At 36.3% G+C, this 16,672-nt stretch carries 18 protein-coding genes; 5 read left to right on the plus strand and 13 right to left on the minus strand.

Annotated elements, in window-relative coordinates:
• From CQ046_RS11825 to CQ046_RS11835, 3 genes are all read right to left on the minus strand, one after another.
• On the minus strand, positions 1-587 hold a 587-nt coding region (locus CQ046_RS11825; RefSeq protein WP_133166629.1), incomplete at its 3' end, for a hypothetical protein.
• 3 nt (positions 588-590) lie between these two features.
• Entirely contained in the window at positions 591-1,442 is an 852-nt protein-coding gene (locus CQ046_RS11830) for a PAAR-like protein (protein ID WP_105702443.1), read from the minus strand.
• A gap of 1 nt (position 1,443) precedes the next feature.
• Positions 1,444-2,466, minus strand: coding sequence for a hypothetical protein (locus CQ046_RS11835; RefSeq protein ID WP_105702444.1), 1,023 nt, complete (start codon positions 2,464-2,466; stop codon positions 1,444-1,446).
• A 357-nt stretch (positions 2,467-2,823) separates the two neighbouring features.
• On the opposite strand from CQ046_RS11835, the gene CQ046_RS11840 reads away from it, so the two are divergent.
• Positions 2,824-3,468 (plus strand): hypothetical protein, encoded by a 645-nt coding sequence (locus CQ046_RS11840; RefSeq protein ID WP_105702445.1) that lies wholly within the window; start codon positions 2,824-2,826, stop codon positions 3,466-3,468.
• A gap of 6 nt (positions 3,469-3,474) precedes the next feature.
• Here the strand turns inward: CQ046_RS11840 and CQ046_RS11845 are convergent, their stop codons facing one another.
• The 10 genes from CQ046_RS11845 to CQ046_RS11890 all read right to left on the minus strand — a co-directional run bounded on the left by CQ046_RS11845 (position 3,475) and on the right by CQ046_RS11890 (position 11,632).
• Positions 3,475-3,999 carry a hypothetical protein gene (locus CQ046_RS11845; RefSeq protein WP_317047011.1) on the minus strand — a complete coding sequence of 175 codons (525 nt, stop codon included), beginning with the start codon at positions 3,997-3,999 and terminating at the stop codon, positions 3,475-3,477.
• Positions 4,000-4,048: 49 nt separating this feature from the next.
• Positions 4,049-4,534: a hypothetical protein gene (locus tag CQ046_RS11850; protein WP_105702447.1), complete on the minus strand. Its 486-nt coding sequence runs from the start codon at positions 4,532-4,534 to the stop codon at positions 4,049-4,051.
• Between the two features lie 105 nt (positions 4,535-4,639).
• Positions 4,640-6,919 carry a cation:proton antiporter gene (locus tag CQ046_RS11855; protein ID WP_228406934.1) on the minus strand — a complete coding sequence of 760 codons (2,280 nt, stop codon included), beginning with the start codon at positions 6,917-6,919 and terminating at the stop codon, positions 4,640-4,642.
• Between the two features lie 96 nt (positions 6,920-7,015).
• The gene (locus CQ046_RS11860; RefSeq protein WP_228406935.1) at positions 7,016-7,360 is read right to left on the minus strand and encodes a hypothetical protein; all 345 of its coding nucleotides are present in this window, start codon (positions 7,358-7,360) and stop codon (positions 7,016-7,018) included.
• Between the two features lie 155 nt (positions 7,361-7,515).
• On the minus strand, positions 7,516-8,226 hold the full coding sequence (locus CQ046_RS11865; protein WP_105702448.1) for a LytR/AlgR family response regulator transcription factor: 711 nt from the start codon (positions 8,224-8,226) through the stop codon (positions 7,516-7,518).
• Positions 8,201-8,974: a histidine kinase gene (locus CQ046_RS11870; RefSeq protein ID WP_105702449.1), complete on the minus strand. Its 774-nt coding sequence runs from the start codon at positions 8,972-8,974 to the stop codon at positions 8,201-8,203. The genes CQ046_RS11865 and CQ046_RS11870 overlap by 26 nt, the downstream gene beginning before the upstream one ends.
• Positions 8,975-8,990: 16 nt before the next feature.
• On the minus strand, positions 8,991-9,362 hold the full coding sequence (locus CQ046_RS11875; protein ID WP_105702450.1) for a DUF4258 domain-containing protein: 372 nt from the start codon (positions 9,360-9,362) through the stop codon (positions 8,991-8,993).
• Positions 9,362-10,552: an alanine dehydrogenase gene (locus CQ046_RS11880; RefSeq protein ID WP_105702451.1), complete on the minus strand. Its 1,191-nt coding sequence runs from the start codon at positions 10,550-10,552 to the stop codon at positions 9,362-9,364. The genes CQ046_RS11875 and CQ046_RS11880 overlap by 1 nt, the downstream gene beginning before the upstream one ends.
• Positions 10,553-10,619: 67 nt before the next feature.
• Complete coding sequence (tsaE, locus tag CQ046_RS11885) at positions 10,620-11,027, minus strand: tRNA (adenosine(37)-N6)-threonylcarbamoyltransferase complex ATPase subunit type 1 TsaE (RefSeq protein ID WP_105702452.1); 408 nt, start codon at positions 11,025-11,027, stop codon at positions 10,620-10,622.
• Positions 11,027-11,632, minus strand: a complete 606-nt coding sequence (locus CQ046_RS11890; RefSeq protein WP_165790508.1) for a transglycosylase domain-containing protein — start codon at positions 11,630-11,632, stop codon at positions 11,027-11,029. Before CQ046_RS11890 ends, tsaE begins: the two co-directional genes overlap by 1 nt.
• Before the next feature lie 125 nt (positions 11,633-11,757).
• On the opposite strand from CQ046_RS11890, the gene dnaG reads away from it, so the two are divergent.
• The 4 genes from dnaG to CQ046_RS11910 all read left to right on the plus strand — a co-directional run bounded on the left by dnaG (position 11,758) and on the right by CQ046_RS11910 (position 16,569).
• Positions 11,758-13,749, plus strand: coding sequence for a DNA primase (dnaG, locus tag CQ046_RS11895; RefSeq protein WP_105702454.1), 1,992 nt, complete (start codon positions 11,758-11,760; stop codon positions 13,747-13,749).
• Between the two features lie 111 nt (positions 13,750-13,860).
• On the plus strand, positions 13,861-14,547 hold the full coding sequence (gene clpP, locus CQ046_RS11900; protein ID WP_027373257.1) for an ATP-dependent Clp endopeptidase proteolytic subunit ClpP: 687 nt from the start codon (positions 13,861-13,863) through the stop codon (positions 14,545-14,547).
• A gap of 81 nt (positions 14,548-14,628) precedes the next feature.
• Positions 14,629-15,015: a YciI family protein gene (locus CQ046_RS11905; RefSeq protein ID WP_105702455.1), complete on the plus strand. Its 387-nt coding sequence runs from the start codon at positions 14,629-14,631 to the stop codon at positions 15,013-15,015.
• A gap of 285 nt (positions 15,016-15,300) precedes the next feature.
• The gene (locus CQ046_RS11910; RefSeq protein ID WP_105702456.1) at positions 15,301-16,569 is read left to right on the plus strand and encodes an esterase-like activity of phytase family protein; all 1,269 of its coding nucleotides are present in this window, start codon (positions 15,301-15,303) and stop codon (positions 16,567-16,569) included.
• Positions 16,570-16,672 lie beyond the last annotated feature (103 nt).

Here is a 16,672-nt window from a genome sequence, read left to right on the forward strand (position 1 = left end):
ATTTTTTCATCAGACATCAGTGGTATTTTGACCTCTGCTATCCCATTTGCATTCACCAGAGCTTTGTAGCTTCGGGTGTGTCGGTTGTTTTTATTGATGACCGGATCATGACCTTTGCCTGGAGCATCATCTTCCCAAAGGTGAAATTCTATTTCCTTATTGAACATGGCAATGCAGTGAGCCTGCGCAATAAGGGTATCGCGATAGCTGGCTTTATTGACATCCTTTGCTCCTCTGTTGAAAAGGATGACTTTATCTATTTTTGGAACCTTGTTACTGGTAGGAATCAGTATAAAAGTACCAACCAGTTCTTTGGTTTCAGGAAGTCCGGGTAAGATCCCCTTTTTAGTTTCATAGACTTTCATTTGAAATTCTATTCCCAGCGCTATTTCTCCAAAGTTGTAGGTTACTTTTTCACCGGTTTTGGGTTGGTTGGTGATATCTTTCCAGGCTCCGTTTTTTTGTTTTTTATAAAGATGCCATTCATATTCTCCTTTCAACCCGAATGAGAGGCCGGAAGGTTGTATTTCGTAGGGATAGGTTTTTCCTACCATAGGATTTTGATTCCCGATAATAATTCCTGTCATGGCTTAGCTGTAATAAAGTTCGTCTGTACCTTTTGTATCTTCCTTGAATTCATTAAAATCTACAACAGGATTGTAGATTTGCTGTTCCTGCGTATTCGCTTTTCCAACCTGACTTTTGCTGGTTTCACTTTTCTGGCCATGTTTGAGAATGGTGATTTTCCCTCCTGTGCTGCACATCAGTTCTGAGATCTCTGTAAGACAGCTTTTTTCCATGACTTTTACTTTCTCATAGGTTTTCTGCCATTTTCCTGCAGGAGCATAGGCACAGGGAAGATATCCGCTGGAAGTAGGCTTTAGTTTGCATTGTCCAAACGGTTGTGCTGCTGGATCCAGCTGAAGATCATCCTCCGTTACTGCCAGATAATCGGCATTTCCTTCTTCATCATTCCAGTAATGCTTTTGGTGGCTGGTTACTTTAAATTTTGGAAATTTAAAACCCTGATTACACTGCACTATTCCTTTCTGTACAATAAAATATTTTCCTTCATGAGGACTGGAACCACTGTCTTCTTTTGTATCTTTCTTTTCCTCTTTATTGGATGGTTGCTCAGTTTTTTCAGATGTTTGTTCACTGTTTTGTTGAAGCTCTTCCGTTGAATTTTCTTCACCAGAAGCTATATCCTCTGAAGGTGTTTCCTGAGAGAAGGCAGTGATATTTTGAGGTTCTGTTTCATCAGTCATGAGTTGTGGATCTTCCGGAATAAAAATGGTTTTTCCGGGAACGGGTTCCTGCGTAACATCTTCCGGCGGGCAGTGAAGATTATGATAGGTTTTTAAAATGCCTTCATTTTTCAGCTTAAACTGCCGGGCTAACGAACTGAATGTATCGCCTTTTTGTGTGACATAATTTTTCATATTATCCTTGTGTTATATTGATGTGATGTTGGTGAATAAATTCTTCTTCATGATTCAGTAAAACCGAAGCTTTCGCCTGAAGTAGATTCTTATTTTTGGTATGAGTGGTGTATTCTAATACGATGTTTCCTGATGCTGGTTCAGGTGCAGATTCTTTAAGTTGAATACCGCGCATGATCTCTTGCGAAGTGCACAATTCAATGATTTTACCATTTAAAATGGTCGAAACAGAGTCTTCCTCTATATTTTCCTGTTCAATAGTAATTTCGCATTGTACCGGAAAGGAATTCTGTACTAAATAGAAAGATTCTTTCCATTTTGTTTTCTTTTGAAACCAGTCAATTTTGGGAAATAGGGTCTGAAATAGGAGTGTACTTTGAAACTGCCTTAATAAAAACATTTCGTCGTTGATGCTCTTTTCAAACGTATCCATATAATGTTGAGAAACCTCTCCTACGTAGAATTCTTCAAGTTCTTTACGTTGTTTGGAAAAAGTATCCGTAATTCTCTTATGGTTTTCAAATCCGATTATTTTACCTTGTTCATTAACAATAAACTCAAGAGGCATAATGCTTTGCATACATGCCATAGAAAGGCTGCTTACCTTATCATCAGGTGGATTTCCGTTGGATTTGAAATCTTTCTGAAGATAATTCAGGATATATTGACCTGTATTTTTGTCTTTGCGAAGATTGAGTTCCACGGCATATTTGATGTTGACATTAGATTCGAACGGACTTTCAAAAGTTTCATCAACAGTATATATTTTAGCAAAAAAAGAATCGGATAGTTGATTGGGTAGACTATTCTTTCTTTCCTGCTCTTTTTGTTCTTTAGTTTTAAAATCTGTCGGGACAAAGATCTTTTTGACCTGATTAAGATTTTCAAACCAGACCTTATCCATTTTTTGACAATGGAAATTATGAAACAGCTTTAGCTCCTCGCCAGTCATGTCCAGCCGGGAAGCGATAGAGGTCAGCGTGTCTCCATTTCGTACCTGATATTGTAAGAAATCAATTTCCATCTAATGTGAATTATCCGATAAAGCTATTAAAAAACTCTATTTGAAATTAATTTTTGGGATTAAATTTTAAAAATTGTAGTAGAATTACGATATGAGAAAACCACCCCGTCAAAAATTCTTTGAATTTTCACCACCCCTCCAAGGGAGGGGAATATTACGTCTTCAGTTGGGATGTCTGCCAGAAGTGTAATTTTCCAATATTTTTTTAATGTAATAACAATTGTGTGGGTAAGATTATCATTCCAATGGTGTTACCCTGTAGGAATATGGGCCATCTTTATGCTGGCTCAAAATATGATGTACAATACAATAAAAATTATTGATTTATTATTACTTTTAGAGCTATAAAAAACAGCCATGAAAAATATTTTATCCGGAGTTTTCATTGTATTGATGGGTTTATGTTTCGGAAATGCTCACGGATTTACGGAACAGTCTTCTGTTTTTTTCACCACTCAAGCGAAAGATGCGGTAAAGATTAAAGAAGCATTCAATGAAAAGGATACTACCAAAGTGGAAAATTTAAAAGACCGTTTGAAACCTATTCAGGCTAATTTTAAAAGAATCAATTCAATCACGAAATGGACTTCCGTTGAAAAAAGAAGTATTGAAGGTGAATCGGCAGAAGGAGGTGAAGCTGTATTTTATTACACCAATAAAAATCTGGAAAAAGTGATCGCCAGACATTATGGAGAAATGGGACAGGTATTGATAGAGTATTATCTCCTGAATGGACAATTATCTTTTGTTCTCGAGAAAGAATACAAGTATAACCGACCACTTTTCTACGATAATAAAGCAATGAAAGAGAATAATGATACGGAAGCCTTTGATTTCAATAAGTCAGAGATTATCACAACCAGGAATTACTTTGAAAATGGAAATATCATTATGATCAATAATACTACAGGACGTGGATTTAATATCAGTGCTGATTATCTGTCTGAACAGGAGAAAAATTTAACAGAGAGTTTCAAAAAGCTTCTGAAACTGGCAGAATGACATCTATTATTTCTTATCAGCTTTTATAATATTCAGTCTTTCTTCCACTTCATTAATCCTTTTTAGCCAATAATTAATTCCTTCCTGATTGGTTACTGTTTCTTTAAATGCATTGCGGTTTACTGCCCATAAGTGTGAGCTGTTTTTTTGATAATCCAGTTCGCGTTCTTTTTTATTTTCAGGTTCTGTGCGGTATCTCCAGAATACCAGTGCATGCATGTATTCTGAACGGATTTTTTCAAGATAGTTGATAATAGCCTTGCGATCCTGAGGAATATATCCGGGGCCGGAGCAGCCACACGAATGAAAAGTAATTCCAACCGTATACAAATCACGGATATGAGCCCATTGTTTATCGTCATTTTTAGGTGGCGATTTAAAGTCAAGTCCCATATTGGCCATCAGATTTCCACATTCCGGGCATTTGGCTTCCACAGAGACCCCGGTGTCCCGGTCCACATCTTTCAAATGGCGGCGTTTGAATGTTTTCTGGCAGTTGAAACAGGCATAATGACCTTTGTAAACCATCATGGAGTATCGGCACATATTAAAATCTTAATCTTTGGTTAAAAGTTATTTTTTATTTGTTTTTTTCCTCTTCATTAAAATTGATTCCCATCAGGCTGCTGGCACTTCTCGGATCGTATACCGACCATATATTTCCCCAGGGAAATTTGAAGGTGCAGCTTGGGTAAGGAATTTTCTTTTTTTGGGTGGGCGGCATTTCCAGAATCCTGGTGAGAAATGTATTATTCCGGTGGAAAACTCTCATTTCTTTTTCTTCTGTCCAATCATTCCAGTCTTTTGCATCAGTCTTTTCCCAGGTGCTCATATGGATGATATCCAGATGATCTCCGAAAAAACACAAACTGAAAGATACCTGATAGCCTGCTATTTCTATACTCTTAAAATAATACCAAAAATACCCGGTTTTTACATCCCACATATTATGGTACATTTTTTTATAAAAATCAGTCTGTTTCAGCTGATCAAATTTCATTCCCTTGTACAGTCTGGTAGTAAAGGTTTCCAGGTCTATAACTCCATTTTCACTGTTAATCAGCATGTCCCAAAAAATTGAAGCTATAAATATACCCGTTTTTTCTTTACAGACGACGAATAATATTTATAGCTTTCAGTAGAAATAGAAATATCGGTGTGTTATTTTGGGCTATGGGTTTGAAATTATTAATGTAGATGGGATATCAGAAAGCCAGAGACTTTTGGTATCGATCAGATTTTTCCAGCTTTTGCTGCTGATCAGCATCAGATCCTGAGAGTTCAGGAATTCTTTCTCAATCTTTTTCTCATTATACAGCGTAATATGATTAGGAGCAACCTGTTCTATACTTCTGATCAATTCTTTCACCTCAATATTATTTCGGATCTGTCCGGCAGCATCCAGAATAATAATCTGAGAATTATTGTTATTGATCAGCCTTTTAGCATATTCAAGAAGGTAAAAATCACTCAGATTAAAGATGGGAACAAATACTTTATCTGCCGCTTTAAAATCTTTTTCTACCAAAATTCCCACAGGAATATTGGTTTTGTCCAGAATCTGAAGGGTGAAATCGTCAAAAGGAGAATTGTTGAATATATTTCCTTTGCCTTTTACCGTATTGAGAAGCTTTTCAGGATTGATAATTTTGGTTGTAAAACCCAGTAATCGTCCTAATAAACTTCCCTCATACATGGATTTTCCAAGCATGATCAGGAGTAGGTCATAATGTCCTTTATTGGTAATGCTGGCAAGATCACTTTCAATATCGGTAGAGGCTTTGAATAGGGTAGTCACCTCTAGATTAAGGTCATGAGAAGTTTCAATCACGTTCTGAAACTGGGAGTCTTCATATTCATTGATATCATAGGCATGCATTTCATCTACCGGAGCAATGTTCATCGCAGTGATGCTTTTATTGCCGTTCATTTTATGAGTAAAATTGTGGGCCAGTTTTAAGAGAGTACTTCCGGATTCCGGTTTATCAAAAGAGAGAAGAACTCTGTATTTGGAATCATTTTCGTGAGTGGGTTCGTCCTGATTTTTTTTAGATTTAAATATAAAATTAATGAAGTCTAGGGCAGGACCTGTCATGAAGGTGGTGAAAAGTGCCATGATCACAAGCATTGCAAAGATTTCAGGACTTAAAACCCCAAGGTCATATCCGATGTTCAGAACAATAAGTTCCATAAGCCCTCTGGTATTCATCAGAGCTCCGATCGTTAAGCTTTCTTTCCAGTTAATGCCTACAAATCTGGCTGTGAGTGCACTTCCCGCAAACTTTCCGAGAACAGCGGTCAGAATAATAAATCCGGCTGTCATCCATAAATGGCTGTCATTCAGAAGCCCGATTTGTGTACGAAGTCCTGTAAATACAAAGAACAACGGAAGTAAAAGTACCAAAGCCACATCTTCTACTTTATCAATAAAAAGCGTACGGAATTTTGTATTCTCAGGCATAATAGCTCCCGCCATAAAGGCACCGAATAACGCGTGAATACCAATTACCTCAGTAGCATATGCCGATAAAATCAGAGTCAGAAAGAAAATAGCAACCATTGGTTTGCTGATTGTATTTTTCCCTGCCTGAAGGTCTCCGATTCTTTTCAGGAATGGTCTGACAATTTTTATCATTAAAAATACATAGGCAATAGCCATAATGATCACATAGATAGAGCTTGTGAAAGAGCCTGCTTTTACAATAGCAATTACAGCAGCAAGAATACACCATGCCGTAATATCATCGGCTGCAGCACAGGTGATAACAATGGTTCCAAGCTTGGTTTTCTGAAGGTTTCTCTCCTGTACAATTCTCGCCAATACCGGAAAGGCTGTAATACTCATAGAAATCGCTATGAATAAAGCGAAGGAAGTAAACTGAATGCCTTCCGGTGCAAATTCCTGATAAACAAAATAAGAGAGTCCTATTCCCAAAGCGAAAGGAATAATAATACTAGCATGGCTGATCACCACGGCATCATGAGCTTTTTTTCTTAATACACTCAGGTCCAGCTCCATTCCTACGATGTACATAAACAAGATAAGACCTATCTGACTCAGAAACTGAAGGTTGCCTAATGATTCTTTTGGGAAAAGAAAAGCGGAAAACTCAGGGAAGTACATTCCCACTAATGATGGTCCCAACACAATACCTGCAATCATTTCTCCAATGACCGTAGGCTGTTTTATTTTCATACAAATCCATCCGAAAAGTCTTGCCGTCATAATAATGGTGACAATTTGTGCCAATAGTAAGGCAAGGGGATGGTGAAGATTGGTTTTGAATGATTCCAGGAAATTTTCCCAGGTAGAGCCGCTGCTGGTATTAGCAACAATATTTTCTTTTACTTCCAATGTCTGTCCTTCGATAATGAAATAATACATCAGACACGAAAAAACAGCGATGGTAGTAATGTAGAAAATTAAATTTTTGTATTTCCCCAAATTCATGATTCCAATATTTTATGCAAAGTTGATAAGAATATAGTTATGTTAAATACTCTTTTTTTTAAAATGTAATGAATGTTCTAAAAAATGTAATAAAATCTATTTGAATGAATAGCCGAGTCCAAATCCTATTTTCCAGCTGCCGTTCTGATCTGCTGTTTTGGTATTATAGTAAGCCGGAATCTGGAAGGCTATTTTTTTATATACTACTGTGAGACCAGCTCCCAGTGTTGGCATAATTGGGCTGTTTTTAGTTCCGGAAGAGTGATCTTCTTTAATTCTCAGGGAAGGAAGCATTCCCAATATAAATTTTACATTTTTGTGAGTAAGGTTTATGTTAGGTCCTGTAAAGTTGAGGTAAGCACCATGATCTACATATCCGGCTACTGCAATTCCGTCAAAAATGAAACCTTCAATTTGGAAGAGGTTTCCTGGGAGAAACACAAGCCGGATATGAGAAGTCCTACAGCATAGAAACAATTTTTCATTATAAAATCAATTAATTCTATGCAAAAATAAAGGGATTGAATACTGAAAAAGGGGGAGTTGTAATGAAGAGCTTATATTCTGTAACGAAACCGGAAAGATTTGAAAAAGACTTATTTTCCGAATAACTCCATCAGAGAGTTTTTATAGGCATCACCAATCTGAAGCTTTAGAAAAGTATTGTCTTCCGAAGGAATGGTGGTAATAATTTCGTTGGTTGAAAATACTTTAATGCAAGAAAGCGCAATGATCTCTTTTTTGTTGACCTGGGCAAAATCTTTTGCAGGAAGCATTTCCAGAAGGTTTTTAAAATTCAGGTTTTTTAAAACGATCGTAGTTCCGTCGCTGAGAATGATATCTTTATCCCTGCTGTCGATCTCAGAGGTTTTGATATAAGAAATCTGTTCTGTGAATATAACCGTTTTCCCAATATTGGTATTCCACTCGATAAAAGTCTTTTTAGGGTTATTTTCTACCAGTTCTTTAGCTTTTTCGAAGGCCTGGATCAGTCTTTCTTTTTTGATGGGTTTCCTTACATAATCCACCACATTCAAATCGAAAGCTTCTGCAGCATATTCTTTATAAGCCGTTGTAAAGATGATTTTTTTGGAACCTGAAATAATCTCAGCCACCTGCAGGCCTGTCATTCCGGGCATTTCAATATCCAGAATACATAAATTGCAGTCGAGACTGTCTATTTCGTTCAGAAAAACTTTAGGATCATTGAAGGCTTTTACCACTTCTACATTGTCAATCTGCTCACATAGAAGTTTTAGATAACTGATGGCCAGTAATTCATCATCCAGAATAACGCATTTTATCATAGAATTCTCCTAAATTGATTTTTAATTCTGCCGTAAAGATTCCGTTTTTTGAACTTCTTTCCAGCTGGTAATACGTACTATAGATCATTTTAAGCCTTTGGTCAAAAGACTGGCTTCCGAATCCGCTTTTCTCCTTTTCCAGAATGTTTTTCAGTGAAGCTTTATTGCTCACTTTCATGGTGAAAATCCCATTTTCAAGCTCCATATAAATAGAAATAAAAGAATCCTGAGCCAGGAAATCCGTATGCTTGAATGCATTTTCTATAAGATCCACAGAAATCAGCGGAGCAAATACTTTTTCCTCATACAATGCATCAGATTTATTAATCTTTGATTTGATTCTGAAGTCAAAAAGTGGATTGATCTTGATTTTATTGATCTCAATAAGGCTTAAAGCAAAATTGAGCTCTTCTTTCGGGCTTACATATTTGTTGTTGCTTTCGTACAAAATATAATCAAGTACATTCGCCAGTTTATCCAGAGACATATACGTCTGATAGGCATGAGATTGCACTGAATTAAGAATATTTTTAAACAAATGCGGATTCAGCTTTGTTCCGATATGTTCCAGACGAACCTCATTCAGGCGCTGTTCAATAAGCTTGTTAGTCTCTGATAATTTGGTGTTTCTCTGTTTCAGCTTCTGATTCTGGCTGAAGAGATAAATGCTGGTGGTGAGAAACAGGAAAATGGCAAAAACTCCGATGAATATCAGATAATCATGAATCATGTAGTAATTGCCTTCCATAGCTTTTTTTTGAAAACTATTTAAGTTTCTTAAGACCGTTTACCGTTACGATTTCTTCACATTTTTCAAAAGTGATCTCGTAAGACGGATTTTTTTCAGGGTAGGTGATAACATAATCCGGGCAAGGTTTCTTTTGTGCATGGCTGCGGTCAAAATCTACTTTTCCGTTGGTAATGATGCTGTCTTTTATAAATTTCTCATCAATCTTGTAGGCTGTCATTGTATTTTTAGCCTCTTCAGAATATTTGAATTCTTTGGAAAGACTTTCAGCAATCACGCGGCTGTTCGGTAAATAACCGCTGCAGCTTGCTCCTTTTTTGTTTAAAATAAAAAATACGATTAAAAGCCCCGGAACGAAGCCTATTGCATAAAATTTCAGTTTCTTCATTAGAAAATTAAAAGATTGATATCGTGGTACGTAAGTCCGAAACGGTCGCAGATGATCTTCTTGGTATGTCTTCCTTTGTACATATATAAGCTCTGTTTCATTTCGTTTTTGCGGATCAGCATATTTTCAAAGCCGCCCTCTTCATCATAATTTAAAATATAGGAAAGGAAGAAATTAGAGATTGCCTTGGTTGTCGTTCTTGGCATTCTTGAAGTAAGGTTCGGAAGTCCGCAGTGGATGACACCGTGTTTGATGACATAAGGATCTTCCATGGTAGTGAGTTCTGAGGTTTCAATCACTTTGCCATTATCTATGGTGATATCAATAATCACACTGCCTTTTTTCATTTTCATGACCATATCTTCTGTAACGATAGGCGTCATATTCAGTCTTGGAAGTGCTCCGATCACTACATCAGCACGTCTTAAACTTTTGCTGAGTTCTTTAGGATCAATAATGGAAGTCGGTACACGGCTGTCCACAATGGTATGAAGTCTTCTCAGCTTGGATAAAGAATTATCAAAAACCTTTACGCTGGCTCCTAAACCTATTGCTGCCTTTGTAGCAAATTCACCTACAATACCGGCACCCAGGACAACTACTTCTGCAGGTCTTACTCCTGTAATCCCTCCAAGCATGAGCCCATTTGATAAGGCTAATAATTCCGAAGCGTATAAAATAGAAACGGTTCCTGCAATTTCCCCAATTAGTCTTACCAAAGCCAGCTGTTTGTATTCATCAACGATAAATTCAAAAGCGATGGCATTTATTTTTTTCTCTGCAAGCTTTAAGAAATATTCCTTGTCTCTAAGATTGATCTGAAGTGCTGAAACCAGATACGTATTAGGTTTCATATACTCTATTTCATCTTCTGTAGGAGGATTTACCTTCAGAATAAGATCCTGCCCGAAAGCTTCTTTAGGATCATTTGTGATCTTTGCTCCAGATTCGGAATATTGTAAATCTGTAAAGAATGAACCTTCTCCGGCTCCTGCTTCAATAATGATCTCATGGCCATGCTCTACCAATACCTGCACGGCATCGGGAGTAATGCAGGTTCTTCTCTCGTTGAGACAGGTTTCTTTAGGAATTCCAATACTGAACTGTTTTCCTTTCTTTATAACCTCCAATTTTTCCTCTTTCGGCATTAATTCTTCTTCTGTGAAAGGAGTAAAAATATTTGTACTCATCCTTAAATTAAATTATGTCTTACAGATTGTTTTTTACACTCAATTAATGAGCAAAGATACATAATATTTAATCGAATGAAATTTCTCTGTTTTCACCCGTATTCACAATACTCATTGTGTGGTAGTTAAGCCCATAAAGCTCTTCTTCATACACTTCCGGCCATTCAATAATGCATAAAAAAGAATTGTCCAGGTATTCTTCAATCCCGATATCATAGACTTCTTCAATGTTTTTTAAGCGGTAAAGATCAAAATGATAGACTTTCCCTTTTTCTGTATTGTATTCATTCACAATGGAGTAAGTAGGAGAGTTCACTTCATCTTTGCTGCCCATATTTTTAAGCAAAAATTGAGTAAATGTCGTTTTCCCTGCTCCCAGATTTCCTTTTAATAAAAGAATATTATGTTGTAATTGAGGAATGATGCTGTCAACAACTTCCTGCCAGTCTTCGATTGTATGTATAGTGTAATTCATTATCTCTTTAAATTTTTAGAATATAAATTATAAAAATGTTCAGTCCTGTTTTTTGCTCTTTCAGAACTTCTATAACGATTGTTTTTAACTGGATTTTCGTATAAAGCTAATATTTCAGCTATCTCCATTGGCTGTAAATCTTTAACTTCTTTATTAAATAATGATTTGGAAACATTTTCAATCCCTTTTCTATTTTCTAAAAAGTCAAAATTACGGAAATTAAAATTCAGGCAATCTTTCTGGCTGTAAGAATGTTCAATATATCTGGCTATAAGAAATTGATCGAAAGAAGATTTATTTTGATACCCTAATCTAGGAAAAATGTTGGAAGCCATCTGATTACAGGGACATTCTTTTTTTTGAGAATTTTGATTTATGATAGCATTTCCTAGAAAAATCCAGGAATTTTGGAGTAACGAGTTTGGATAAACGATATTATAAAAGGTATTGAAATTTTCTGGTAGTTTATTACTGCTTCTAACAGACCATGTAATTAATCTTTTATCAATTGTATTTAAAATATATCTGCCACCTAATTCTACATATAAGACAAATGAAAAGATAACAATAATTATAAATAACAAGATTTTTTTTAGATACTTCATAAGATAAATCATTGTTCAAAAATAATCAATGAATATGATTTATAAATAAAATCTTAGCATAATCAAAAATTTAACCTCTACCTTCTAGTGTCTAAAATTTCTATAAAATTACTTAATTTTACAGCATGATTTCCAAACAGACCATTGATAAGATATTCTCCACGATTCGCGTTGAAGAGATTGTGGGTGAATACGTGCAGTTGAAAAGAGCAGGGTCTAACTATAAAGGACTCAGTCCGTTTCATGAAGAAAAGTCTCCAAGTTTTGTTGTTTCACCAAGCAAACAGATATGGAAGGACTTTTCAACAGGAAAAGGTGGTACAGCCATTTCTTTCCTGATGGAAATTGAGAACTTTACTTATCCTGAGGCACTTCGCCACGCCGCAAAAAAGTACGGGATTGAAATTGAAGAGGATCTCCGTGAAATTTCTGAAGAAGCGAAAAATGCTCAGACAGAAAAAGATCTTTTATATAAGATTCATGAGGTTGCGAATACCTATTTTCAGGAGATTCTGTGGGATGATCATGAGGGTAGAAGTATAGGGCTTTCTTATTTCAAAGAAAGAGAGCTTAAGGATGATATTATTAAGAAATTCCAACTGGGATATTCTCCGGAAAAGAAAAACGCATTTACAGCTTATGCACTTGAAAAAGGATACACCAAAGAAATTCTTGAAAAATCCGGACTTTCCATTTTCCCAGAAAATACTCCGGCTGGTGTTGACCGTTTCAGAGAAAGGGTAATTTTCCCGATTCACAGTTTTTCCGGCAGGGTTTTAGGTTTTGGAGCAAGGATTCTGAAGAATAATGTCAAAACAGCGAAATATCTCAATTCGCCTGAAACAGAGATCTATCATAAATCCAATGTTCTTTATGGATTAAACCAAAGTAAACAGGCTATTTCAAGAAAGAATGGCTGTCTTTTAGTGGAAGGATATATGGACGTAATTTCACTTCATATGTCTGGGATTGAAAATGTTGTCGCAAGTTCCGGAACGTCTCTGACTACAGAGCAGATTAAACTGATTAAGAGGCTTACGGAAAACGTAACCATTCTTTTTGATGGTGATAATGCCGGTATCAAAGCTAGTTTCCGAAGTATCGATATGCTTTTAACGGAAGGAATGAACATTCGTGTTCTGCTTTTCCCTGATGGAGATGACCCGGATTCCTTTGCCAGAAAACATCCGCAGGAATATGTTGAAAAATATATCGAAAATGAAGCGATGGATTTCATCGACTTTAAAGCGGAAATTCTGCTAAAAGATATCGGAAACGATCCTATTAAAAAGGCGGAAGCCATAAGGGATATTGTAAAATCGGTTTCCTTTGTACAGAATGCCCTGAAAAGAGAGGTTTATCTTAAAGAAGTTTCCAATAAATTCGGGCTTTCCGAGCAGAGTCTTTTCAATGAACTGGATGTTCAGAAGCAGATTACGCAGAATCAGACGCATCATGTTCAGCAGCAGCAGCAGAAGGAAAAAGCAGCAGCTCCAAAGATGGAAGTTGTTCCTTTGGATAAGGAGAAAGAAGATCCTTTCCTGTATGATGTGTTGTTTATGGAGAGCAAGCTTGTAGATCATATGCTGATGTTCGGGGATATTGTTCTGAAAAGAAAAAATGAACAGGGAGAAGAATATCATATCACTGTTATTGAAGAAATTCTTCATCATTTTGAAGAAGAACAGTATATATTTTTAGTGAAAGAAAATGAGATCATTATCAGCCAGGTGAGGGAAGGTATTCAAAAGGATGAACTTAGAAGTGGAAACTTTTTTGTATCTTTTATGGACGAAGAAATTACGACAAAGGTTGTAGATGCTTTAATTCCGTTGGATGATCTTGAAAACTGGGCTTCCAGAAATATTTATCCTCCCAATTACGGTGATAAAGTGGCTGATCAGATCAAAGGAGATGTTCTTTTACACAAATACAGATATATTGATTACTTAATCAAAGAAACCGCCAAAGAGCTTGATCAGTACAGCAGTACGGATGAAATGAAATATTATGAGCTGATCAAAAAGATTACGCTGTTAAAGCAGGCTTCTATGCGATTGAGCAATATTATCGAATATTCGCCTATCAAAGGAATCTATGTAGATCGTAAGAGATAATTTAAAGTCAGATTTTTTGGTATTCTGTGACAAAAAGTCCTATAAAATTTTAGGAATAAATATTGTAATTTAAACTTCGAGAATATTGTAAAAATAATACATAATAGAAATATGGACATTAAAAAAGAATTCAGAGATTTCTCTGTAAAGCACTTAGGAAACAACGGTTTGGTTACCGATCAGTATATGGGAATGTATGGCCCAACGAATCTTACTCCGTACATCATGGAAGAAAGAAGATTAAACGTTGCTCAAATGGACGTTTTCTCCCGTCTGATGATGGACAGAATTATCTTTCTTGGAACAGGTATTGATGATCAGGTAGCAAATATCGTTACGGCTCAGCTTTTATTCTTAGAAAGTGCAGATCCGTCAAAAGATATTCAGATTTATATCAACTCTCCTGGTGGTAGTGTATATGCCGGATTAGGTATTTATGACACCATGCAGATTATCAAACCGGATGTAGCAACAATCTGTACAGGTATGGCTGCTTCAATGGGAGCTGTATTATTGGTTGCCGGAGAAAAAGGAAAACGTTCTGCACTTAAGCATTCAAGAGTGATGATTCACCAGCCTTCAGGAGGTGCTCAAGGGGTTGCTTCTGATATGGAGATCAACTTGAGAGAGATGTTAAAATTGAAGCAGGAGCTTTATGAAATCATCGGTCATCACTCAGGACAAACATATGAGTGGGTAGAAAAATCTTCTGACAGAGATTACTGGATGACTTCTGAAGAAGCTAAAGGCTACGGAATGGTAGACGAGGTTTTACAAAGATCTACAGAGAAGAAATAATTTATTCTTTAGGAATATTTAGAAAAGAACATATCATAAGATGTGTTCTTTTTTTATTTTTGAGGATTAAAAAAACAAAATATGAAAGAATTTATGTTTTATATCCGCAATGCAGGGGATGCGAAAATGGCTCTTTCTGCAGATGAACATCTGGCATTTATAAAAAAATGCGAGTCCTATATTGAACGGCTCAAAAATGAAAACCTGCTTGTTGCAGCACAGCCCATCATTCGTGAAGGCTTTATACTTTCCAAAAACACTGGTGGCTGGATCAAAGTTCCTGTAGATCCCCATAATGAAGTTCAGGTGGGATATTATCATATTCGTGCTAACAATATTGATGAGGCGATTGAAATTGCAAAAGAGAATCCAGAGTTTGAATATGTTCCTTCTGCAACCATCGAAATCCGGCCGATTAAAATGAAAGAAGAAAAAACCAATTTTATTTATCCTTCAAATAATGGGTGATGATTATTTTGGCTTAAGATCAATAGAATTACATCATTCTATCAATTTTTTATACAATAAAATTTGCTTAGATTCCTTCGGAATGACACAATTACAATGATGGCTTTCCCATACAGTTTTTCATTCCGTAGGAATCCAGCCATATTTATCTATAGAATATACACTTCTTGCAGCTTCCTTTCCGGATTTTCATTGGTACTCTGGTTTTATTGTTAAGAAACAATTATTATTACATTCAAGATCAGTTTACAATCAATTGATACATTCGCAGCCATAAAATAGCATATGAAAAAATTACTATGGTCTGTTGGAGTACTGGCAGTATTGGCTTCATGTAAAAGTGATGATGATACCACAATGATAAACCAGGATATTAATTATTCCAAACTCCCTCAGGAATTTCCGTTTACAAAATTAGCTACGATAAATGGAGTGGATGTTATCAACGGAGGTTTTGGATCTGGAGCTGCTGCTCATCCTACAAGAAAAGGTGAGTTTTATGTCATTACAGACAGGGGGCCTAATACTGACTTTCAGAATGGAAAAAAATTCCTTGCTCCTAACTTTACTCCAACCATTATGCATTTTAAAATCAATGCTGAAGGGAATGTAGAAGTAATCAAATATATTAAGCTTAAAAATCCATCCGGGCAGCCTATTACAGGACTTCCAAACCCTATCGGAATGGGTAGTACCGGAGAAATTGCTTATGATGCTTCCGGAAATGTTTTAGGCACTGATAACTATGGTCTAGACAGCGAAAGTATTGTTGCCGCTGCTGACGGTACATTCTGGGTTTCTGATGAATATGGTCCGCACATTGTGCATTACAGTGCAGATGGAGTAGAAATGGAGAGAATAAGCCCGATTGGCGTAAATACAGGACCAAGAAAATTACCTGCTGTTTTGGCGAAAAGAAGAGCCAACAGAGGAATGGAAGGACTTTGCATTACTCCTGATGGAAGAACGCTGGTGGGAACAATCCAGTCGATGATGCTTGTTCCAAGCAAAGCTTTGGCAACCAATACTACTTTAACGAGAATTGTGACATTTGATATTATTACAGGGCAGACCAAACAATTTTTGTACAAACAGGATGGTGGAGCTTCTGACTCAGTTTGTGATATTACTGCACTAAGTAATAATGAATTCTTAGTAATCGAAAGAGACGGAAATTTTGGTTCTCAGGGTGGTATCAAGAAAGTGTACAGAATCAATCTGAGCAATGCTACAGATGTAAATGGAGCTGATATCACAGCTGTTGACGGAATGAAAATTAATGGAAAAGCATTAGAACAGTGTTCATGGGATGAAATTACCAATGCAGGAATAAAGGCTGTTACCAAAACATTAGCCGTAGATCTGGTTGCAAAACTGGGTTATGAACACGATAAATTTGAAGGAATTGTTTATTTAGGAAATAATAAACTGGCTGTTTTCAATGATGATGACTTTGGCATAGTGGATGATGGAAACGGAAACCCGAAAGCGAAGATTTTACCTAAAACAGGTAAAGTAGACAAAGGAACAATGTATGTAGTCGATATTCAATAATTAGATTTTTTTACAATTTTAAACGATAAATCTTCGTTTGAAAATTATTCTGGAAACCTTGAAATGAACTTCGTGTCAAGCGATTTCTTTCAAGGTTTTTTTG

This window comes from Chryseobacterium sp. MYb7 (assembly GCF_002979455.1).
In the GTDB taxonomy this organism is placed as follows: Bacteria; Bacteroidota; Bacteroidia; order Flavobacteriales; family Weeksellaceae; genus Chryseobacterium.

Bases quoted from the DNA above. Each gene is read 5' to 3' on its own strand.
- CQ046_RS11830 (WP_105702443.1), bottom strand. From the start codon at position 1,442: ATGAAAAATTATGTCACACAAAAAGGCGATACATTCAGTTCGTTAGCC.
- CQ046_RS11870 (WP_105702449.1), bottom strand. From the start codon at position 8,974: ATGGAAGGCAATTACTACATGATTCATGATTATCTGATATTCATCGGA.
- CQ046_RS11890 (WP_165790508.1), bottom strand. From the start codon at position 11,632: ATGAAGTATCTAAAAAAAATCTTGTTATTTATAATTATTGTTATCTTT.
- dnaG (WP_105702454.1), top strand. From the start codon at position 11,758: ATGATTTCCAAACAGACCATTGATAAGATATTCTCCACGATTCGCGTT.
- CQ046_RS11905 (WP_105702455.1), top strand. From the start codon at position 14,629: ATGAAAGAATTTATGTTTTATATCCGCAATGCAGGGGATGCGAAAATG.
- clpP (WP_027373257.1), top strand. From the start codon at position 13,861: ATGGACATTAAAAAAGAATTCAGAGATTTCTCTGTAAAGCACTTAGGA.
- CQ046_RS11865 (WP_105702448.1), bottom strand. From the start codon at position 8,226: ATGATAAAATGCGTTATTCTGGATGATGAATTACTGGCCATCAGTTAT.
- CQ046_RS11835 (WP_105702444.1), bottom strand. From the start codon at position 2,466: ATGGAAATTGATTTCTTACAATATCAGGTACGAAATGGAGACACGCTG.
- CQ046_RS11880 (WP_105702451.1), bottom strand. From the start codon at position 10,552: ATGAGTACAAATATTTTTACTCCTTTCACAGAAGAAGAATTAATGCCG.
- CQ046_RS11855 (WP_228406934.1), bottom strand. From the start codon at position 6,919: ATGAATTTGGGGAAATACAAAAATTTAATTTTCTACATTACTACCATC.
- CQ046_RS11840 (WP_105702445.1), top strand. From the start codon at position 2,824: ATGAAAAATATTTTATCCGGAGTTTTCATTGTATTGATGGGTTTATGT.
- CQ046_RS11850 (WP_105702447.1), bottom strand. From the start codon at position 4,534: ATGCTGATTAACAGTGAAAATGGAGTTATAGACCTGGAAACCTTTACT.
- CQ046_RS11875 (WP_105702450.1), bottom strand. From the start codon at position 9,362: ATGAAGAAACTGAAATTTTATGCAATAGGCTTCGTTCCGGGGCTTTTA.
- tsaE (WP_105702452.1), bottom strand. From the start codon at position 11,027: ATGAATTACACTATACATACAATCGAAGACTGGCAGGAAGTTGTTGAC.
- CQ046_RS11845 (WP_317047011.1), bottom strand. From the start codon at position 3,999: ATGATGGTTTACAAAGGTCATTATGCCTGTTTCAACTGCCAGAAAACA.
- CQ046_RS11910 (WP_105702456.1), top strand. From the start codon at position 15,301: ATGAAAAAATTACTATGGTCTGTTGGAGTACTGGCAGTATTGGCTTCA.